Origin of the sequence: Pseudomonas sp. FIP_A4 (assembly GCF_036701605.1) — a bacterium.
GTDB classification, from domain to species: Bacteria; Pseudomonadota; Gammaproteobacteria; order Pseudomonadales; family Pseudomonadaceae; genus Stutzerimonas; species Stutzerimonas phenolilytica.
Map to the genome: position 1 here is coordinate 13316 of NZ_JAYDXP010000112.1, position 18054 is coordinate 31369.

At 69.0% G+C, this 18054-nt stretch carries 21 protein-coding genes; 8 read left to right on the forward strand and 13 right to left on the reverse strand.

Annotation, left to right across the window (positions count from 1 at the left end; all coding sequences use genetic code 11):
• Window positions 1-30: 30 nt before the first annotated feature.
• The 5 genes from U8L64_RS03010 to U8L64_RS03030 are packed head-to-tail and all read right to left on the reverse strand — an operon-like array spanning window position 31 to window position 4316.
• Complete coding sequence (locus tag U8L64_RS03010) at window positions 31-681, reverse strand: tetratricopeptide repeat protein (RefSeq protein WP_333393873.1); 651 nt, start codon at window positions 679-681, stop codon at window positions 31-33.
• The gene (locus U8L64_RS03015; protein ID WP_333393876.1) at window positions 678-1511 is read right to left on the reverse strand and encodes an SDR family oxidoreductase; all 834 of its coding nucleotides are present in this window, start codon (window positions 1509-1511) and stop codon (window positions 678-680) included. The genes U8L64_RS03010 and U8L64_RS03015 overlap by 4 nt, the downstream gene beginning before the upstream one ends.
• On the reverse strand, window positions 1498-2169 hold the full coding sequence (locus tag U8L64_RS03020) for a TenA family transcriptional regulator (protein ID WP_008570528.1): 672 nt from the start codon (window positions 2167-2169) through the stop codon (window positions 1498-1500). Before U8L64_RS03020 ends, U8L64_RS03015 begins: the two co-directional genes overlap by 14 nt.
• A 28-nt stretch (window positions 2170-2197) precedes the next feature.
• Window positions 2198-3643 carry an AMP-binding protein gene (locus U8L64_RS03025; RefSeq protein WP_333393878.1) on the reverse strand — a complete coding sequence of 482 codons (1446 nt, stop codon included), beginning with the start codon at window positions 3641-3643 and terminating at the stop codon, window positions 2198-2200.
• Window positions 3627-4316: a thermostable hemolysin gene (locus tag U8L64_RS03030; RefSeq protein WP_156716226.1), complete on the reverse strand. Its 690-nt coding sequence runs from the start codon at window positions 4314-4316 to the stop codon at window positions 3627-3629. The genes U8L64_RS03025 and U8L64_RS03030 overlap by 17 nt, the downstream gene beginning before the upstream one ends.
• 245 nt (window positions 4317-4561) lie before the next feature.
• On the opposite strand from U8L64_RS03030, the gene U8L64_RS03035 reads away from it, so the two are divergent.
• The gene (locus U8L64_RS03035; protein WP_054093661.1) at window positions 4562-5512 is read left to right on the forward strand and encodes an SdiA-regulated domain-containing protein; all 951 of its coding nucleotides are present in this window, start codon (window positions 4562-4564) and stop codon (window positions 5510-5512) included.
• 148 nt (window positions 5513-5660) lie between these two features.
• Window positions 5661-6050: a hypothetical protein gene (locus tag U8L64_RS03040; protein WP_052079038.1), complete on the forward strand. Its 390-nt coding sequence runs from the start codon at window positions 5661-5663 to the stop codon at window positions 6048-6050.
• 21 nt (window positions 6051-6071) lie between these two features.
• Here the strand turns inward: U8L64_RS03040 and U8L64_RS03045 are convergent, their stop codons facing one another.
• On the reverse strand, window positions 6072-6812 hold the full coding sequence (locus tag U8L64_RS03045) for a phosphatase PAP2 family protein (RefSeq protein ID WP_054093465.1): 741 nt from the start codon (window positions 6810-6812) through the stop codon (window positions 6072-6074).
• 40 nt (window positions 6813-6852) lie between these two features.
• Window positions 6853-8811 carry an LTA synthase family protein gene (locus U8L64_RS03050; protein ID WP_333393883.1) on the reverse strand — a complete coding sequence of 653 codons (1959 nt, stop codon included), beginning with the start codon at window positions 8809-8811 and terminating at the stop codon, window positions 6853-6855.
• A gap of 102 nt (window positions 8812-8913) precedes the next feature.
• On the opposite strand from U8L64_RS03050, the gene U8L64_RS03055 reads away from it, so the two are divergent.
• The 6 genes from U8L64_RS03055 to U8L64_RS03080 all read left to right on the forward strand — a co-directional run bounded on the left by U8L64_RS03055 (window position 8914) and on the right by U8L64_RS03080 (window position 14870).
• Window positions 8914-9597, forward strand: coding sequence for a response regulator transcription factor (locus U8L64_RS03055; RefSeq protein ID WP_008570520.1), 684 nt, complete (start codon window positions 8914-8916; stop codon window positions 9595-9597).
• Window positions 9587-10861, forward strand: coding sequence for a sensor histidine kinase (locus U8L64_RS03060; protein WP_333393886.1), 1275 nt, complete (start codon window positions 9587-9589; stop codon window positions 10859-10861). The genes U8L64_RS03055 and U8L64_RS03060 overlap by 11 nt, the downstream gene beginning before the upstream one ends.
• 81 nt (window positions 10862-10942) lie before the next feature.
• Entirely contained in the window at window positions 10943-11620 is a 678-nt protein-coding gene (locus U8L64_RS03065) for a class I SAM-dependent methyltransferase (RefSeq protein WP_333393888.1), read from the forward strand.
• Window positions 11621-11622: 2 nt separating this feature from the next.
• The gene (locus U8L64_RS03070) at window positions 11623-12342 is read left to right on the forward strand and encodes a lipopolysaccharide kinase InaA family protein (protein ID WP_333393890.1); all 720 of its coding nucleotides are present in this window, start codon (window positions 11623-11625) and stop codon (window positions 12340-12342) included.
• Window positions 12332-12724 carry a diacylglycerol kinase gene (locus U8L64_RS03075; protein WP_333393893.1) on the forward strand — a complete coding sequence of 131 codons (393 nt, stop codon included), beginning with the start codon at window positions 12332-12334 and terminating at the stop codon, window positions 12722-12724. The genes U8L64_RS03070 and U8L64_RS03075 overlap by 11 nt, the downstream gene beginning before the upstream one ends.
• A gap of 25 nt (window positions 12725-12749) precedes the next feature.
• The gene (locus tag U8L64_RS03080; RefSeq protein ID WP_333393895.1) at window positions 12750-14870 is read left to right on the forward strand and encodes an LTA synthase family protein; all 2121 of its coding nucleotides are present in this window, start codon (window positions 12750-12752) and stop codon (window positions 14868-14870) included.
• A gap of 10 nt (window positions 14871-14880) precedes the next feature.
• On the opposite strand, the gene U8L64_RS03085 is transcribed toward U8L64_RS03080, so the two are convergent.
• The 6 genes from U8L64_RS03085 to U8L64_RS03110 all read right to left on the reverse strand — a co-directional run bounded on the left by U8L64_RS03085 (window position 14881) and on the right by U8L64_RS03110 (window position 17934).
• On the reverse strand, window positions 14881-15363 hold the full coding sequence (locus tag U8L64_RS03085) for a hypothetical protein (RefSeq protein WP_043298033.1): 483 nt from the start codon (window positions 15361-15363) through the stop codon (window positions 14881-14883).
• Window positions 15364-15455: 92 nt separating this feature from the next.
• The gene (locus U8L64_RS03090) at window positions 15456-15920 is read right to left on the reverse strand and encodes a periplasmic heavy metal sensor (RefSeq protein ID WP_061340095.1); all 465 of its coding nucleotides are present in this window, start codon (window positions 15918-15920) and stop codon (window positions 15456-15458) included.
• Window positions 15917-16345, reverse strand: a complete 429-nt coding sequence (locus U8L64_RS03095; protein ID WP_054093472.1) for an anti-sigma factor family protein — start codon at window positions 16343-16345, stop codon at window positions 15917-15919. Before U8L64_RS03095 ends, U8L64_RS03090 begins: the two co-directional genes overlap by 4 nt.
• A complete protein-coding gene (locus U8L64_RS03100) occupies window positions 16338-16898 on the reverse strand; it encodes an RNA polymerase sigma factor (protein ID WP_054093473.1) in 561 nt (186 codons plus the stop codon). Before U8L64_RS03100 ends, U8L64_RS03095 begins: the two co-directional genes overlap by 8 nt.
• Before the next feature lie 94 nt (window positions 16899-16992).
• Window positions 16993-17517 carry a hypothetical protein gene (locus tag U8L64_RS03105; RefSeq protein WP_333393901.1) on the reverse strand — a complete coding sequence of 175 codons (525 nt, stop codon included), beginning with the start codon at window positions 17515-17517 and terminating at the stop codon, window positions 16993-16995.
• Window positions 17518-17526: 9 nt separating this feature from the next.
• Complete coding sequence (locus U8L64_RS03110) at window positions 17527-17934, reverse strand: DUF1924 domain-containing protein (RefSeq protein ID WP_033937770.1); 408 nt, start codon at window positions 17932-17934, stop codon at window positions 17527-17529.
• Window positions 17935-18054 lie beyond the last annotated feature (120 nt).

Here is an 18054-nt window from a genome sequence, read left to right on the forward strand (position 1 = left end):
TTGCTGTGCATTCAACGCCGCCGCACCCGGTTATTCCAGCTTTTCCTTGACCTGCGCGAGCAGCGTGCGGGCTTCGTCGCGGCGGCCGGCATCGGCGACCTCGCGACCGGGGCGGGCCGGCGCGGCGAGTGCCTTCTCCAGTGCGGCGCGCGCTTCGCCATAGCGCTTCTGGCGCAGCAGGAAATCGCCGTGGAAGTAGTTCGGGTCGATGCCGTTCGGGTTCAGCGCCAGCGCCTGCTGGAACAGTGCCTCGGCCTTGTCCTCGTCACCGAAGCCGATCGGCCAGCCGGGCACCTGGTAGTAGAGGCTGGCCAGGCTGGTATAGGCCGAGCCGTCGAGTGCCTGTGCGTCGAGCTCGATGGCTTTTTCCAGTTCCGCCTTGGCCTGTTTGACCAGGCCGAGCGCGCCGAGCCCGCCCTTGGCGCCAGCCCAGGTGCTGAGCACGATGCCGTGCCAGATATGCAGCTCGGCGGCCTGCGGTTCGCCGGCTACCGCGCGTTCGGCTTCCGCGGCGAGCTTGGCGAAGGCCGCTTCGCGCTGCGCCGCGGGCAGCTGGTAGTTGATCTCCGCCCAGCGCGCCTGGATCTGCTGCAGCGACGATTCGCCGGCCGCGCTGAGGGCGAAGGAGGGTTGGCTGGCCAGCGCCAGCAGGACGCTGCAAAGACCGAGCAGACGTTTCATGGCTGTTCTCCGCGTGAGGTGGGGGGATTGGGGGCGGTCGCGGGCGCGCCGTGGGCGAAGCGCTTGATCACCGGCAACTGCTTGCGCAGCGCCTGGTCGACCATGCGCGGCAGCAGGCTGTTGAGGCGCACGAAGAGCTTTTCCGGCCAGCCGAGGTACAGCTCCTCGCGTTCGGCGACGATGGCGCGGACGATCTGCCGCGCCACGGCCTGCGGGTCGTCCATGCCGACCTTCAGCGCATCGTTCATCGCCACCACGTCGGCGCTGTTCATTGCCGTGCGGGTGGCGCGCGGGGCGATGTAGAGCACCTTGACGTGGCTGTCGGCCAGCTCGCGGCGCAACGCCTCGGAGAAACCGCGCAGGGCGAACTTGCTCGCGCAGTACGCGGCGAAGCCCGGGTAGCCGATGGAGCCGAAGGTCGAGCCGAGGTTGACCAGCAGCGCCTGCGGTTGCTGGCGCAGCAGCGGCAGCAGCAGGTGGGTCAGCTGCAGCGTGGCGGTGACGTTGACGCCGATCAGCCGGGCGATGGCGTCCTCGTCCTGCTGCTCGAGCAGGCTGAACTGGTTGATCCCGGCGGCGTTGATCACGCAGTTGAGGCCGCCGAAACGCCGCGCCGCATCCAGCACCAGATGCCGGCCGCTGCGCTGAGCGAGGTCCGCACAGACCAGGCTGACCTGCCCCGGGTAGCGCTGGGCCAGCGTCTCCAGCGCCAGGCTGTCGCGACCGACCAGCAGCACCTGCGCGCCGCCGGCGCAGAGCCGCTCGACCAGCACCTGGCCGATGCCGCCACTGGCGCCGGTGAGCAGGATGCGCGCGTCACGCAGTTGCATGGCGGGGCTCCGCGGTGGTCAGGCTGCGGAAGATGTCGCCGTAAAGGCGATAGACCACGCGGGCGGTGTGCACCACCGCGGCCTTGTCGTCCTCGTCGTCGAGGCGGTTCATCAGCCGCTTGAAGAACTCGATGTGCTCCAGGTCCAGGCTGCCGTGCGAAGTCAGGTAGCTGAAGGCCTTGGCCGGCAACCCGAGCTTGGCCTGCAGCACGCCGGCGGCCTGGGTCGCCAGGGCGATGCTGGTGCCTTCGAGCACGTTGACCATGCCGAAGAAGCTCGCCGGGTTGTGCCGGGCGATGCGGTCGTAGACGTAGGCGACCATCAGCTCGGTGGGCAGCGCCGGCTGGCCGTGGCGCACCGCCTCGGCATCGCCGCCGCAGGCGCGGATGTCGTTGAGAATCCATTCCTGGTGGCCGATCTCCTCCTCGATGTACTCGGCGATGGCCTCGCGCAGCCACTCCAGGCGCTCCGGCAGGCGCGCGCCGCAGGCCATCAGCAGCGGTACGGTGTGCTTGACGTGGTGGTAGGCCTGGGTGAGGAAGGCGATGTACTGCGCGTGCGTCGCCGTGCCGGCCAGTGCGGCATGGATGATCGGCGCGCCGAGCAGGTATTCGCGTTCGGCACTGGTCTGGTGTTGCAGGTGGTCGAAGAAGTCCATGGGCGTACCTCGCGATCGGAAAAGGAAATCAGGAAAGAACGGCGGCAACGGCCGCCTGGTAATGACTGAGCAGGGCATCGCGGCGCAGCCGGCCGTTGGCGGTGGCCAGACCGTTGCCGGCGCTGAAGGGTTTGGCGGCGCGCAGCCAGTGGTGCACGCGGGCGTAGTCCGGCAGGCCGGCGTTGACCCGCTCGACCGCCGCCTGCAGCTCGGCGTCGCTCAGCTCGGCGCGCCGTGGCACCAGCACGGCGACGTTCTGCGCCAGCGCCTCGCCGTGCAGCCAGGCCTGGGCAATGGGCGCCTGCTGCACCAGCTCGGCCTCGACCCACTCCGGGTTGACGTTACGCCCGTAGGCGGTGACGAACTGGTGCTTCTTGCGCCCGTGCAGGATCAGGAAACCGTCCTCGACGTGGCCGAGATCGCCGGTGGCCAGCCAGTCGTCCGTCAGCGGTGGCTCGCCGAGATAACCGAGCATGTGCGGGCCGCGCACCAGCACCTCGCCGTCATCGGCCAGGCGCAGCTCGACGTGCGGCAACGGCCGGCCGACCGTGCCGATGCGCCGCGCTTCCGGCGTGTTCAGGCAGACCACCGAGGCGCATTCGGACAACCCGTAGCCCTCGAACACCGGCAGGCCGAGGCGCGCGGCGCGCTCCAGCAGCTGCGGCGCCACGCGGCCGCCACCAACGGCGATGAAGCGCAGCGACGCGGGCAGCGGCACGCCTTGCTCGGCGGCGCTGACCAGCGCCAGCAGCAGCTGCGGCAGCAGGATCAGGCTGTGCGGCTGACTGGCCTGCAGCGTGGCGAGCAGGCGCGGCAGCTCGAAACCCGCCGCTCCGCTGAAGCCGATCTCCGCCAGCGGCCGCAGCTCGATCCGTGCACCGGCCAGCAGCGGCGCATACAGCCCGGCGATGTTTTCCAGCAGCGTCGCCAACGGCAGCACGCACAGGTGCTGGCGCACCTCACAGGGCAGGCTGGCCTGCCACAGGCTCTCGGCCACTGCCAGCTGCGCGGCGGCATCCAGACAGACGCCCTTGGGCTGGCCGGTAGTGCCGGAGGTGTAGGTGAGCTTCAGCGTGCCGGCCGGCACCGGTGTGACCGTCTGCGGCTCGCGCTGCAGCAGGCCGGAGGCGGTCGGGCGGAAGCCGCAGCGCTCGCTGAGCGGGCTGGCCGCACCGATCAGGCAGTCGATACCGGCATGGTTCAGCACATGCTCCTGCTGCGCCGGGGAAAAGAACCCCGGCAGCGGCACGCAGACCAGGCCGGCACGCAGCAGCGCCAGGTCCCACAGCGCCCATTCCAGCCCGTTGTCCAGCGCCAGGGCGACGCGCTGCACGCCGAGCTGTTCCAGCTGGCTGGCGCGCGCGCCGACCTCGTGGCGCAGCTCGGCGTAGCTCAGCTGGCGCGGGCCCTCGCTGAGGGCGATGCCGCTGTGCTGGTCGAGCGCCCGGAAGAAACGTTCAGCTGCAGGCTGCATGCGGCACCTCGCTGGCTTCGAACAGCGGCTGGTAACCGAGCCGCGCGTACACGCCCAGCTGCGTCAGGCGCTGGTGGCCGGGCAGGATCTCGCCGGCCATCAGCTGCGGCCGGCAGGCGTAGTAGCTGCCCCAGTCGGCCAGCTCCTCGCCCATGCGCGCCGGATCGGCCAGGCCGAGCGCCAGCGGATCGAGCGCCAGGCGCTGGAAGCTGTTGAGCAGCGCCGGCGTGCCGGTGAACACCACCCAGCGAAAACCCTGGGCGACCAAAAGATCGGTCAGCGCGACGATCAGCAGGCGCGCCGAGGCGTTGCCGAAGGCGGCCAGGTTGCCGACCTCGACGATCTCCTCACGCGGCACCGCACGCCCGCAGCGCTGGCTCACCGCCTGCTCGATGGGGTCGTCCAGATAGCGTTCGAGAAACAGCGGCCGGCGCCGCGCGCTGCGCAGGCCGACTGCACCCTGCACCTCGCCGTGCTCGCCGTGCAGGCCGAGCAGGCAGGGCATGAAGTGCTGCACTCGCGCGCCGTAATGCTCGGCGAAGCGCTGACGGATGAACCTTTCCAGCGCGGCGCGCCGCTCGCCCGCGTCGGCCTGCGCCAGCTGCAGGCTCAGCGCCGGCTCGCGGCCGATACGGGCCAGTACATCGGTGTGATCAACCCAGGGCAGTTCCATCGGGGAACCTCGGTTAGGAATCTGGGGCTGATTCTTCGGCGGCAAACTTAAGGCTGTCTTAACAGGCCGTTGAAAACCTGCCTACGTAGCCATTGCGGCGTTAGCCGCGCGTCGTGCGACGTTTTTTTCACATTCCCCCGGCTATGTTCGGCGCACCGTTCAGCGCGCCGGGCGACCGCCGCTGGATGCACCGAAGCGATCTGCCAGGCCGGCCAAGGAGCCCCGCGATGAAGCAAATCCGTGCGATGCCGTCGATTGCGCCGAATGGCCTGCCGCGCCTGAATGCGCTGCCCAAGCGGGTCTATCGCTGGCTCGGCCTGGGGCTGCTGCTGGCGATCGGGCTGACGGTGGGGGTCGCGTTGCACTGGGACGAGCGGCTGTATTTCCACCTGACGCATGCGGCGCCGGTCGCCGGGGCGGAAACCACGGATCGCTGGTTGCCGGACTATCGCGTGCTGATCGAGGCCAAGCCGGTGGCCGGTATCACCCGCAACCTGTCGGCGATCACCTACGACCGCGACCTCGACCGCCTGCTTGGCGTGATCAACGGCGGACCGACGCAGATCGTGGTGCTGAGCAAGACCGGCGAACTGCTCGAACGCTTCCCGCTGCGCGGCTTCGGCGACATCGAGGGGCTGGCCTACCTGGGTGGCGGCCGCGTCGCGGTGTCCGACGAGCGCAGCCAGCAGCTGAGCATCTTCCAGCTGCCGACGCGGCCGCGAGCCATCGATATCGCCGAGGCGCAGTTCTTCTCGCTGGGCATCAACCTCAACGGCAACAAGGGTTTCGAGGGCGTGACCTACGATGCCGCCGGCGATCGCCTGTTCGTTGCCAAGGAGCGCGATCCGCGCCAGCTCTACGAGATCGGCGGGCTGGCGGCGAGCCTGGACGGGCGCATGCAGCTGAGCATTCGCGACCGCAGTGACTGGATCGCCGATCAGGTGTTCGCCACCGATCTGTCGGATCTGCAGTTCGATGCCGAAACCGGCCATCTGATCCTGCTCAGCGACGAGTCGCGCCTGCTGATGGAGCTCGACGGCGACGGCCGCATGCGTAGCTATCGCGGCCTCGGGCTGTTCAGCGATCTGCGGCGCTCGGCGCCGCAGCCCGAGGGCGTGACCATCGACAACGACGGCACGCTCTACGTGGTCAGCGAGCCCAACCTGTTCTACAGCTTCCGCCGCCAGGGCAGCTAGCGCCGGGCCTCGCTCAGCAACGCCACGGCCTTCACGCGGCCTTCACATCGATTTGACGAAACCCTGACGGGTCCCCGCGCAGACTGCTTTCACCGCCGGGGAGTGCACTGCGCCGCCGGCTTCCTGCCTGCCACGCCGGGGTGCCCTGATGACCGCTCGTCTGCTTCGTTCCGCTCGCCATAATCGCCCGACTCTGCTGGCGCTGCTGCTCGCCGGATTTTCCCTGGCCGGCTGCCAGAGTGCGACGCCTCAGCTGTCGGACGCCTATCCGCCGGAATACGCCGCTGGTTTCGGCGACGGCTGCGCCAGTGGCCGCCAGGCCGGCGGCGCGCTGGCGCAGTTCCGCAAGGACGTGCCGCGTTACCTGGGCCAGCCGCTGTATGCCGAGGGCTGGAACGATGGCTATCGCCAGTGCCAGGCATTGCTGCAGGCGCGCAGCGGGCTCGCCGAGCGGCGCGGCAATGCGCTGGAGCGCCAGCGCGACCGCGAGTGGCGCCACCATGTCGATCAGGCCAAGGCGCAGGCGCTGCATCGCTGACCGGCGGCGCCAGGCCGCCGCCTAGGTCGCGGCGGTGACAACGATGCCTGGTGCCGGCGTCGCCGCGCGACGGTAGAGCAGCAGCCGGTAGCAGGCCAGGCAGATCGTCCAGTCGAACAGCAACGTCCACAGGTTGTGCGAGGCAAAGTGCGCACCCTGCATCACCCGCCCCGCCGACATCAGTGTGCCCAGAGCCAGCGCCACGCCCAGCGCGATATGCGCCAGGCGCGGGCGGCGGTCGCGCAGGACGAAGTACAGCGCCAGCAGCGAGAAACCGGCCGACGCGTGGCCGCCGGGCCAGCAGCGTCCCGGCTTCAGCGTCGGCGCGCGGTCGGCGAGCAGCGGCGTGAACGTCTCCGTGCCGCCGAACTCGCTCAGGCTCCAGGGGCAATGCACGCCGGTGAGGGTTTTCAGCGGCGAGACGATGCTGGTCGACAGCCCCAGCGCCAGCACCAGATAGCCCAGCGGGCGGCGCCAGCGCGCCAGGCGTGTGGGCAGCAGGCTGAGCAGGAAGCCGGCGATGGCCAGCACGCCGATCAAGATCACCAATTGCTTGACGCGGTCATGCAGGAAATCCTCGAGCAGCCAGCTGTGCCGGCCGACGAAGCCTGCACCGGGCTCGTAGAACAGCCGCGACAGGGCGAAATCCAGCTGGCTCGGTTCGCCGATCAGCAGCGCCGCCATCAACAGCGCGGGCAGGCCGAAGCCGAGGGGGAAGTTGAACGGCCGGCTGCCGCCGGCGGTTGGCGCGAGAACGGACATGGGGGCTCCAGAGGCGCCGCGGGCGGCGCCGGGCGAGGTGTTAGCGTTGGCTGAGCCGGTCGGCCGGCGCCTGCGTGGGCTGCCAGCTGAGCAGCGCATGCTGGTAGTCGTAGCTGGCGCCCTGGTAGTAGGCGATGTCGCGGCGAACCAGCGGATCGTCCGCCGCGGCGCTGGACTCACGGCTCGCGCCGAGCGCGTCGTCGTGGCGGCGCACGCCCTGGCGCGGGCTGAGGATCGCCAGGTCCTGGCCGTCGAACAGCCCCAGGTGCTGGTAGTTGCCGATCAGCGCGCGGCCCGGCGCGGCGTCCTCGCGCAACAGGTTGCGGCCGAAGAAGGTCGAGACGTAGTCCATGTTCAACAGGCCGAGCAGGGTCGGCGCCAGATCGATCTGGCTGGCCACGCCGGTGAATTCGCGCGGCTCGATCAGCCCCGGGGCGTAGATGAACAGCGGAATGTGGTAGTTGGCCACCGGCAGGTCCTGCGAGCCGGCGCTGCCGGCGGTGTGGTCGGCGACGAAGACGAACAGGGTGTTGGCAAACCATGGCTTGCCGCGCGCCTGGGCGAGGAATTCGCCGATGGCGTAGTCGGTGTACTTCACCGCGCCTTCGCGGCCTTCGCCCGAAGGGATGTCGATGCGTCCGTCCGGGTAGCTGTAGGGGCGGTGGTTGGAGGTGGTCATCAGCTGCAGCAGGAACGGCTTGCCGGCGGCGTGATCGGCGTCGGCTTCGTGCAGCGCCAGCCGGTAAAGGTCTTCGTCGGCCATGCCCCAGGCATTCTTGAAGTGGATGTCCGCCTCGTCCGCGCTGCTCTGGTCGACCACGCGGTAGCCGTTGCCGCTGAAGAACGCGCTCATGTTGTCGAAATAGCCGCGTCCGCCGTAGAGGAACACGCTGTCGTAGCCCTTGTTGGCGAGCTGCTGGCCGAGGCTGGCGAAGCCGCTCTCGCGGCCGATGCGCTTGACGATCGAACGCCCCGGCGTCGGCGGCACCGACAGGGAGATGGCCTCCAGGCCTCGGTCGGTGCGCGTGCCGGTGGCGTAGAAATCGGTGAAGAACAGGCTCTGCCGGCGCAGCGCGTCGAGGTTGGGCGTCAGCCCGCGGCTGTCGCCGAAGCTGCCGAGGTATTTGGCGCTGAGGCTCTCCACCGTGACCAGCACGATGTTCAGTGGTCGCGCCGCGCCCGGATTGTCGATCACCCGGCGGATGTCCAGCGGATCACTGCCGATGAACCGCGCATTCGGCTCGCCGACTTCGGCGCGCAGGTCGTTGCCGACCGCCTGCTCGGGCAGCGTGGCGTAGAACTGCGGGTAGTCCAGCTCGTTGTTGCGGAACGCGGCGAAGAACTGGAACGGGCCGTTGCTCGCCAGTTCGCGCTGGTAGGCGTTGCCGCCGCTGCCGCGTGGGAAGTCCTGGCCGACCAGCAGCCCGGCACCGAGCGCCGCCGCCAGCAGGCTGGCCAGGGCCGTTCCACGCCCGCGCCGGCCCAGGCTCGGTGCAGCCAGCGCGCGGCGCAGCAGCGGCTGCAGCGCGCTCATGGCGAGCAGCGTGAGCAGCGCCAGCAGCGTCAGCAGGACAAAGACCGGGTAGGACTCGCGGATGTTGGCGAGCACCTCGTCGGAATACACCAGATAGTCCACGGCGATGAAGTTGAAGCGCACGCCGAACTCGTCCCAGAACAGCCATTCGGCGAGCGCGGTGAACAGCATCGCGTACAGGCTCAGGCCGAGCAGCAGTTGCAGCGCGAGCCGATGCCAGCGGCTGTGCCAGATGCGCGTCGGGCACGCCAGCAGGTAGAGCGCCAGCGGTAGCGCGGCGAAGGCCAGGTAGGCCAGGTCATAGACCAGCCCCACGGCGTAGATCTGCAGCAGGCTGCCCGCCCCGCTAACGGCGTCCGTCCAGTGGGCGGCGAGCAGCACGCTGCGGGTGAGCAGGAACACACCCAGCCAGAGGCCGAGCAGCAGGGACAGGTAACGAAGCTGAGCATGGCGCAGAAGAGGCATCGTATGATTCCACGGCGAGGTTGAACGCGCCGGAGTCTGCGCGTGCCCTCGTGAGGCCTTCGTAAAGAAGCCGTGAAAATTTCGTCATCCGCGTGAGGCGACATGCGCATCCTGGTCATCGAAGACAACCGCGACATCCTGGCCAACGTGCTGGACTATCTGGAACTCAAGGGCTACGTGGTCGACTGCGCGCAGGACGGCCTCGGCGGCCTGCACCTGGCCGCCACCCAGGACTACGACCTGATCGTGCTGGACGTGATGCTGCCGGGCATCGACGGCTACCAGGTGTGCAAGCGCCTGCGCGAGGACGCCGGACGCGATACGCCGATCATCATGCTCACCGCGCGTGATGCCCTGGCCGACCGCCTGCAAGGGCTGGGCGTGGGCGCCGACGACTATCTGGTCAAGCCGTTCGCGCTGTCCGAGCTGGTGGCGCGCATCGAGGCGATCCTGCGGCGCAGCCAGGGCGCGCGCAAACGCCAGCTGCAGGTCGGCGACCTGCATTATGACCTCGACACCCTGCAGGCCAGCCGCGCCGGCCAGCCGCTGCGGCTCAACCCCATCGGCCACAAGCTGCTGGCGCTGCTGATGCAGAAGAGCCCGGCGGTGGTGCGCCGCGAACAGCTGGAAGAGGCGCTGTGGGGCGACGACATTCCCGACAGCGACAGCCTGCGCAGCCACATCCATCAGCTGCGCCAGGTACTCGACAAGCCCTTCGACCGGCCGCTGCTGCACACCGTGCATGGCGTCGGTTTCCGCCTGGCGGAGGACGGCGATGCTCGCTAGACAGCCCTTCGCCCGGCGCATCGTCATCGCCTTCACGCTGATGACGCTGCTGGTCAGTGGCGTGTTTTCCATCGGCATCGTGGCGGTGGTGTACTTCATCGAGGCACAGCTGGTCACCGAGGAAATGAGCCGCGAGATGGACACCGTGCTCGATGTCGATCTGGCCCACGGCCAGGCGCCACGCCTGGATGCCAGTACGCGCTTCTTCGCCTCCGGCTTGCCGCAGTACGGCCTGCCCGAAGAGCTTGCCGCGCTCGCGCCGGGGTTCACCGAACTGGTGCGCGACGACGAGGCCTTCTATGTGTTCGTCCGCGACCGGGCGGGCGAGCGCTACGTGCTGATGGAAGATCAGAACGAGTTCGAGGCACGCGAGAACGCGCTGTTCAACGTGGTGCTCGCCGGCTTCGTCCTCAGCGTGCTGGGTGCCTGGGGGCTGGGGCGGCTGATGGCGAACCGGGTGATGGCGCCGGTCAGCCGGCTGGCCAATCAGGTGCGCCATCGCGACCAGTTGCATCCGCTGGCGCCACCGCTGGCCCTGCAGTATCCGGACGACGAGGTGGGCCATCTGGCCGCCGCGTTCGACAGCACGCTTGGTCAGCTACGCCGGACCCTGGAACGCGAGCGGTTGTTCACCGCCGACGTCAGTCACGAGCTGCGCACGCCGCTGATGGTGGTGCTCGGCGCCTGCGAACTGCTCGAACAGGCCGCGCTGCCGCCGCGGGCGCAACAGCAGGCGGCGCGCATCCAGCGTGCCGCGCAGGAAATGCATGAGCTGGTGGAAACCTTCCTGCTGCTGGCGCGCGCGCGGCCGGAGCAGGCCTCGTTCGGCGGCGACGCGACGCTGGCCGGCGTCGCCACCGAACAGAGCGAGCGCTGGGGGCCGCTGCTGGCGGAGAAGGGCCTGGGCTTCGTGCTGAAGATCGAGGGCGATGACCACGGTGCCTACAACCGCACGCTGCTCGGCACGGTGATGTCCAACCTGCTGCGCAACGCGTTGCACTACACCGATAGCGGCAGCGTGACGCTGGTGCTTGTCGACGGCGGTTTTCGGGTCGAGGACAGCGGCGTGGGTATCCCACCGGACCAGCAGGAACGCATGTTCCAGCCATTCGTGCGCGGCGCCGAGGGGCGTGGCGAGGGGCTGGGCCTGGGGCTGTCACTGGTCAAGCGGATCTGCGCGCACCAGGGCTGGGACGTCGGCATGACGCCGCGCGAGCCGCAGGGCAGCTGTTTCCGGGTGCGCTTGTCGAATCGCGAGGCTTGACGTTTTTTTCACGTTCTTTTGACAGGGCCTTGATCCCGGCCTCGCTAGTGTGGCGTCACCATCCCAACCGGAACGCCCGCCATGACGAGATCGAGCCCCATCGAACTGGAGTTCTCGCGCAAGTACGATCGCGAGCACGCCTACGAATATCTGCAAAAGCACCAGGACGGCCTGGCGCGGCGCCTGTCGCACTGGCGTGATGAGCAGCTGGCGCGGCGGGCGCTGAAGGTTGCCGGCGATCCCGATCTGGTGCTCGACCTGCCCTGTGGCGCGGGGCGCTTCTGGCCGCTGCTGGCCGAGCATCCGAGCCGGATGATCTTCGCCGCAGACAACTCCGCCGACATGCTGGCCATCGCCGAGGGCGCGCAGCCGCTGGAAGTGGTCAAGCGCGTGGAAACCTTCCAGACCTCGGCGTTCGCCATCGACATGGGCGACAACGCGGTGGACTGCATCTTCTGCATGCGCCTGCTGCACCACATCGCCGACCCGCAGCACCGCCTGGCGATGCTGCGCGAGTTCCACCGCGTCACCCGCGACACGCTGATCGTCTCGCTGTGGGTGGACGGCAACTACAAGGCCTGGAAGCGCAAGCGTCTGGAGCGTCGGCGGCCGGCCAAGGACAACCAGAACCGCTTCGTCGTCGCCCGTTCGACCATCGAGGCAGAGTTCGCTCAGGCCGGTTTCGACATCCTCGAGCACCGCGACTTCCTGCCCGGCTACGCCATGTGGCGGGTCTACGTGCTGCGCAAGCGGGGGTGAGCATGAATCAGCCACTCGTACTGCCGGCCCGCGAAACCCTGACCAGCACCTTCCAGCGCTGGTGGGACACTCACGGCGAATGGGTCGAGGCGCCCAACCAGCGCCGCGATGGCGAAAGCGGCGTACAGCGCCTGCGCCTGCGCGATGCCGGGCAGCCGCTGCTGTATTGCAAGCGCCAGGTCGGCCATCTGTATCGCACGCTCGCCCATCCGTTCGGCCGGCCCACCGCGCTGCGCGAACTGCGCGCCTTGCAGGCCTTTGCCGACGCCGGGGTGCGCGTGCCGCAGGTGATCTACTGCGGTACGCGCCAGCAGGCCGGGCAGTGGCAGGCGCTGCTGATCACCGCCGAGCTGGACGGCTTCGTCAGCCTGGAGAACTGGTACCGCGACGGTCACGCCGCGCGCCACGGCACGCTCGTCCACCAGCGCATGCTGGCGGCGGTCGGCGTCGCCCTGAGTCGCATTCACCGGGCGCGCTGGCAGCACGGCTGCTGCTATCCCAAGCACATCTTCCTGCGCGTGCATGGCGTAGGCGATGCAGCCTGGGTCGAGGTTGCGCTGCTCGATCTGGAGAAGAGCCGCCGCCGGCTGCGCCGCAGCGCTGCGGCGCGCCACGACCTGCGCCAGCTCAATCGGCACCGCCAGGACATGCCCGTCGAGGACTGGTTGCGGCTGCTCGCCGCGCACACGACGGCCAGCGAGGCGGATGCCCATGTCATCTGAACCGAACCCGCTGGGCGCCGCCGCGGCACTCAAGGGGCGCGGCGGGCTGGCGCGCATCTGCAATGCGGCCGGCTATTCGCTGGCCGGCCTGAAGGCCGCGTACGCCGGCGAAGCGGCGTTCCGTCAGCTGGTGTGGTTGAACCTGCTGCTGATCCCCGTGGCCCTGCTGCTCGACGTCAGCCGCGTCGAGCGCGCGGTGCTGATCGGTGTGGTGGTGCTCGGGCTGATCGTCGAGCTGCTCAACTCGGCCATCGAGGCCACCGTCGACCGCATTTCCCCCGATCTGCATCCGCTCTCCGGGCGGGCCAAGGACATGGGCAGCGCCGCGCAACTGCTGGCGCTGTGCCTGGTCGGCCTGATCTGGGGCGTGATCCTGCTCTGAACCGCATCTTCTGAAAGGACATCGCATGCGTTTCTTCCCGCGCGGCTCCGGTCTCGCCGCACATCTGCGCTTCATCCTCGCCAGCGCCGTTGCGCTGCTGGCGCTGTTCGCCCTGCTGCGCCTGGGCCTGCTGCTGTTCAACCGCGAGCTGATCGGCAGTACACCGCTGGCCAGTTTCGTCGAGGCGTTCGGCAACGGCCTGCGTTTCGACCTGCGGGTGACGGTGTACATCCTCGTGCCGCTGCTGCTCGCGGTACTCAGTAGCCGGGCAATGGCCGCCCGCCGGCTGCAGCAGCTATGGCTGGGTGTTTGCGCCAGCGTGGCGATCCTGCTCGGGCTGATCGAGCTGAACTTCTATCGCGAGTTTCACCAGCGTCTCAACAGCCTGGTGTTCCAGTACCTGCAGGAAGACCCGGCGACGGTGCTGAGCATGCTCTGGCACGGCTTCCCGGTGCTGCGGCTGCTGGCCGCCTGGCTCGCGGCGAGCGCCGCGCTGTTCGCGCTGTTCGGCTGGCTGGAGCGCCGCACCCGCGCCGCCCCGGTGAGCCTGGCGGGCGCGCCGGCCCGCCGCGGCGCGCGCTGGCCGGCGCGGTTCGCGGTGTTCGGCGTGTTGCTGGTGGTCAGTGTGGTGGCCGCGCGCGGCACGCTGCGTCAGGGGCCGCCGCTGCGCTGGGGCGATGCCTTCACCACCGCCTCGACCTTCGCCAACCACCTCGGGCAGAACGCCACGTTGTCGCTCTACGATGCGGCGCGCAACCGCTTCTCGAGCCATCGCGATAACAGCTGGAAGGCGACACTGCCGGTGGCGGATGCGCAGGCGATCACCCGCGAGCTGCTGCTGACCGCCAACGACCGGCTGGTGGATGCCGAGCTGGCGCCGGTGCGCCGTGACTTCCAGCCGCCGGCGGCCGGCCAGCTGGCGGTGCGCAACGTAGTGGTGATCCTCATGGAGAGCTTCGCCGGCCGCTATGTCGGCGCGCTCGGCAGTGCCGACGGCATCACGCCGAACTTCGACCGCCTGGCCGGCGAGGGGCTGTTGTTCGAGCGCTTCTTCGCCAACGGCACCCACACCCACCAGGGCATGTTCGCCAGCATGGCCTGCTTTCCCAACCTGCCGGGCTTCGAGTACCTGATGCAGACGCCCGAAGGCGGCCATCGCTTCTCCGGCCTGCCGCAGCTGCTCGGTGCGCGGGCGTTCGACGACGTCTACGTCTACAACGGCGATTTCGCCTGGGACAACCAGGCGGGGTTCTTCGGCAACCAGGGCATGAAGCGCTTCGTTGGCCGCAACGACTATGTGAATCCGGTGGTTTCCGACCCGACCTGGGGCGTTTCCGACCAGGACATGTTCACCCGCGCCGCCGAGGAGCTGGACAAGCTGGATAACGGCGCGCCGTTCTATGCGCTGCTGCAGACGCTGTCCAACCACACGCCGTATGCGCTACCCGAGCAGTTGCCGGTCGCTGCTGTCGAGGGGCATGGCGCGCTGGACCAGCATCTGACGGCGATGCGTTATTCGGACTGGGCGCTGGGGCAGTTCTTCGACAAGGTGCGTAACCAGCCCTGGTTCAAGCAGACCTTGTTCGTCGTGGTCGGCGACCACGGGTTCGGCGCGCCGGAGGAAGTCACCGAGATGGATCTGCTGCGCTTCCACGTGCCGCTGCTGCTGATCGCCCCGGGCGTCACCGAGCGTTTCGGCAGCCGTCGCGAGGTGGTCGGTACGCAGGTGGACGTGGTGCCGACCATCATGGGCCGCCTCGGTGGCGAGGTGCGTCACCAATGCTGGGGCCGCGACCTGCTCAGCCTGCCGGCGAACGATCCGGGATTCGGCATCGTCAAGCCGTCGGGCAGCGACCAGACGGTGGCGCTGATCCGCGGTGATCGGGTGCTGGTGCAGCCCAAGGAACAGCCGGCGCGGCTGTATCGCTATCGCCTGGGCCGCGCACCTGCGGGCGAGCGGATCGCCGCGGCCGAGGATCAGCCGCAGCTGCTGCGCCAGCTGCACGCCTATCTACAGACCGCCACCGCCAGCCTGCTGGCCAACACCAGTGGCGATCGCAGCGGCGAGGGCGAGTCGGACGCGGTGACCGCCGAGGTGCCGCTTGCGGTGAAAGCGGTCACGCCGGCGCGACCGGACAAGGGCTGAGCGGCGGCGATCAGTGTTCCAGCGGCTTGAAGCCGTCGTCGGCGAAGTAGGTGGCGTAGTCGCCCAGCGCGCCGACCACGGTCACCGCGCCGTCGCGCTGGCCGGCCGGGGCGCCGCTCATGGCGTCGGCGCCGGCGAGCAGCTGAGCGATGATCAGGTGCAGCTGCGCGTCGGCCTCGGCGCTCAGCTTGCAGTTCTCCACCATGTAGGCGACCTGGCCACGCACCGTCTCGGCCAGTTCGCCATAGCGGGCGGCGGGCAGACGGTCCTCATGGATCGCCGGCAGTGCCTGGCGCATGTCGTGGTTGATGGTGCCCATCGCCTGGCGCAGCGGCGCATCGGTGGCCCAGCGCTTGCCGGCATCGAGTTGCAGCGCCGGCGCGCCTTCGACGTGGCCGTGGTCATGACTGGTGGCGGCGAGGCTGGCGCCGGCATGGCCGAGGGTGCCGGCGAGGATGATGGCGAGGGCGAGCGCCTGGGGTTTGCGGATCATCGATAGAACTCCATTGAGCGAGCCGGCGAAGTGCGGCTCCTGATGTTCTAACGCAGGCGCGATGGATTTGTTCCATGGCGCGGTGCAATCGGTCATTTGCGGTGCAGTTGCTCGATGCTGTCGGCGCCGAACGACTGCTGCGTGAGCACCTGGGCGAGCCGCGCGCGCTGCTGCGGTTCGAGGATCTCGCGCTCCTGCAGCAGCTGGTCGATGAGCAGGCGCTGCTGTTCGTTCTGCAGTTCGGCGATCTTCGCCTGCTCGGCGTCGATCACCGTGCGGTCCACCTGTTCGGCGAAGATCGCCTCGATCAGCCGGTTGCGGTGTTCGCCGAGGCTGGCGTTGGAGGCGCGCAGGTAGGCCAGGAACGGCGCCTCGGCATCGTGCCAGCGCTGCAGCTGGCTGGCGCTCAGTTGCAGCTCGCGCGACAGCTCGGTCGGTGCGCCAGAGGGCATCGGCAGGCCATCGCGACTGAGTTTCTGCCAGCCGAGGCCGGCGAGCACGCCGACGTTGACCAGCACCGACAGGGCCAGGGCGTTGCGCAGGGTGGTGTTGCTCATTTCAGGTTTACCTTCAGATAGCAGAATTCGGGACGCGCGCAGAGCGCGCCGGGTGGCGCGCTGCCGAGGACGGCGAGCAGGTCGTGGCTGGGTGAGCTGCCCGACGGCTGGCCGGGCAGGGTGTAGCCGAGCAGCAGGCCGAGCAGAACCGATGCCGCGGCACCGATACCCTGCGCCCAGTGGCGCGCCCACCCGCTGCGCGCGGGTGGCGGCGCAAAGGGCCGCTGCAGACGCGCCTGCAACCCGGCCGGCAGCTCCGGACAGGCCAGCGCACGCAAGCCCTGGCCGAGCCCGTCGAGTTCGGCCAGCGTCGCGCGACACTGCGGACAAACCGCCAGGTGGCCGTCGGCGTGGCGCTGTTCGGCGGCGTCGAGTTGGTTGTCGAGGTAGGCGGACAGCGTCGCCATGTCCAGGTGCTCAGTCATCGAGGGTGCCTCCGTTGGCCTGACGGTAGCCGTGCAGCAGCGCCTCGCGGGCGCGCGCCAGGCGCGACTTGACGGTGCCGGCGTTGAGCTGCAGCGTGGCGGCCAGTTCGTCGTAGGCCAGCCCTTCCACCTCGCGCAGCAGCAGGATCTCGCGCTGTTCGTGGGGCAGGCGGGCCAGCAAGCGTTCCAGCAATGCCAGATCGCGCGCGCTCTGCAGTCGGCTTAGCGGCGACGGCGCCGGATCGACCGGCTCGGCCTGCTCCTCCGGCGCCACGTCGACGTAGCGCTGCCGCTGGCGCAGCGTATCCAGCGCGGCATTGCGCGCGATCTGCAGCAGCCAGGTCTGCAAGCGTGCCTCCGGGCGCCATCTGGGCAGCGCCTGGAAGGCGCGGATGAACGTTTCCTGGGTCAGGTCCGCGGCCTCGTCGGTGCTGCCGAGCAGGCGACGGAGGAAGTGGTAGACCCGCGCCTGATGGACGCGCACCAGCGTGCCGAACGCCTGGCGATCACCACGCGCGGCCTGCTGGATGAGGTCCTGTTCGCTGTCGTTCATTAAGCGCTCGTCTGGGCTGACCGCATACGCTGCCGGCCGGGTTGCCGCAGGGATATAACGCAACGGTTGGCGAAATGTTCCGGTTATTTTTGCCTCAGCGTGGAATCTTCACCCGGTCCTCGTCGAAGTCGCCTTTTTCCGCGTCGCGATGGCAGGCTACGCAGTTGAAGCGGCCGCCGACCGCCTCGCGGGCGAACTTGGCTTCGCTGACTTCGTCATGCTTGTGCTCGAACCAGCGCGTCTGGCTGATGCGTGGCGGCTCGCCGGCGGTCGGTGACGGTTCCACCGGCAGGCGGTTGGCGGCCGAGGCGCGGACCAGGAAATCGAGAATTTCCTTTTCCTGCAGCGGGTCCAGCGACGCGTTGCTGCCGTAGTGGTCGCCCAGGGTGCGCATCTGCTCGCGCCAGGCATCGGCAGGAAGCAGGCCGGGGGAATAGAGCATGTGGCAGGCCGCGCATTCTTCCTTCCACACCAGCGGCGCGTCGCTGGGTACCGACAGGCGCTTGGGCCGCTTGTAGCCCTTGCGCTCGTGATGGTCGTCGTCATCAGCGAAGCTGAGGCCGGCCAGTACCAGGGTCAGGCCCAGCCCGGCGACGGCGGCGAGGGGTGCAATCTTCATGGCCGGCTCCTATTTGATGCTGTCGATCCAGCTGATGAAGTCGCCCTTCTCCTGCGCGGTGCATTCACGGGCGTAGACGTCGTCGCAGTTGCGGCGGAACCATTTCTCGACCTTCTTCAGGTCGGTGAAGCGCTCGGGGTTGGCTGCCGGCGCCAGCGGATCGACCTTGCGGTGCGCCGGGGTCTTGCCGGGCTGGCGCGGGTCGGCGGTGTGGCAGGTGGTGCAGCTCATGGTCTTGCCGTCGCGCTGCTCCTCGGCGAAGTACAGCGCCTTGCCGCGCTCGGCGGAGAAACCGGCGAAGTTCGGATTCTCCTGGCGCGCCTGGGCGGCGTAGCCGGCCAGCAGCGGGTGTTCGGTTTCGGCCAGGGCCGGCAGGCTCAGGCAGCAGGACAGGAGGATGATCCAGCGGGCTTTCATGGTGCGCTCTCCGGTTGGGAATGAGCGCAGCCTAGGCGCGCTGCCTTACGCCAAGCTGAACCGCAGCGGCCGGTGGCGTTCAGTTTCGTTTCAGCTCGCGGGAATACAAAGACGGCATCC

Coding starts and splice junctions, on each gene's coding strand:
- U8L64_RS03105 (WP_333393901.1), bottom strand. CDS start 17,517: ATGAAGATTGCACCCCTCGCCGCCGTCGCCGGGCTGGGCCTGACCCTG.
- U8L64_RS03070 (WP_333393890.1), top strand. CDS start 11,623: ATGAATCAGCCACTCGTACTGCCGGCCCGCGAAACCCTGACCAGCACC.
- U8L64_RS03095 (WP_054093472.1), bottom strand. CDS start 16,345: ATGACTGAGCACCTGGACATGGCGACGCTGTCCGCCTACCTCGACAAC.
- U8L64_RS03060 (WP_333393886.1), top strand. CDS start 9,587: ATGCTCGCTAGACAGCCCTTCGCCCGGCGCATCGTCATCGCCTTCACG.
- U8L64_RS03030 (WP_156716226.1), bottom strand. CDS start 4,316: ATGGAACTGCCCTGGGTTGATCACACCGATGTACTGGCCCGTATCGGC.
- U8L64_RS03100 (WP_054093473.1), bottom strand. CDS start 16,898: ATGAACGACAGCGAACAGGACCTCATCCAGCAGGCCGCGCGTGGTGAT.
- U8L64_RS03020 (WP_008570528.1), bottom strand. CDS start 2,169: ATGGACTTCTTCGACCACCTGCAACACCAGACCAGTGCCGAACGCGAA.
- U8L64_RS03055 (WP_008570520.1), top strand. CDS start 8,914: ATGCGCATCCTGGTCATCGAAGACAACCGCGACATCCTGGCCAACGTG.
- U8L64_RS03110 (WP_033937770.1), bottom strand. CDS start 17,934: ATGAAAGCCCGCTGGATCATCCTCCTGTCCTGCTGCCTGAGCCTGCCG.
- U8L64_RS03090 (WP_061340095.1), bottom strand. CDS start 15,920: ATGAGCAACACCACCCTGCGCAACGCCCTGGCCCTGTCGGTGCTGGTC.
- U8L64_RS03035 (WP_054093661.1), top strand. CDS start 4,562: ATGCCGTCGATTGCGCCGAATGGCCTGCCGCGCCTGAATGCGCTGCCC.
- U8L64_RS03045 (WP_054093465.1), bottom strand. CDS start 6,812: ATGTCCGTTCTCGCGCCAACCGCCGGCGGCAGCCGGCCGTTCAACTTC.
- U8L64_RS03040 (WP_052079038.1), top strand. CDS start 5,661: ATGACCGCTCGTCTGCTTCGTTCCGCTCGCCATAATCGCCCGACTCTG.
- U8L64_RS03075 (WP_333393893.1), top strand. CDS start 12,332: ATGTCATCTGAACCGAACCCGCTGGGCGCCGCCGCGGCACTCAAGGGG.
- U8L64_RS03065 (WP_333393888.1), top strand. CDS start 10,943: ATGACGAGATCGAGCCCCATCGAACTGGAGTTCTCGCGCAAGTACGAT.
- U8L64_RS03015 (WP_333393876.1), bottom strand. CDS start 1,511: ATGCAACTGCGTGACGCGCGCATCCTGCTCACCGGCGCCAGTGGCGGC.
- U8L64_RS03010 (WP_333393873.1), bottom strand. CDS start 681: ATGAAACGTCTGCTCGGTCTTTGCAGCGTCCTGCTGGCGCTGGCCAGC.
- U8L64_RS03050 (WP_333393883.1), bottom strand. CDS start 8,811: ATGCCTCTTCTGCGCCATGCTCAGCTTCGTTACCTGTCCCTGCTGCTC.
- U8L64_RS03085 (WP_043298033.1), bottom strand. CDS start 15,363: ATGATCCGCAAACCCCAGGCGCTCGCCCTCGCCATCATCCTCGCCGGC.
- U8L64_RS03080 (WP_333393895.1), top strand. CDS start 12,750: ATGCGTTTCTTCCCGCGCGGCTCCGGTCTCGCCGCACATCTGCGCTTC.
- U8L64_RS03025 (WP_333393878.1), bottom strand. CDS start 3,643: ATGCAGCCTGCAGCTGAACGTTTCTTCCGGGCGCTCGACCAGCACAGC.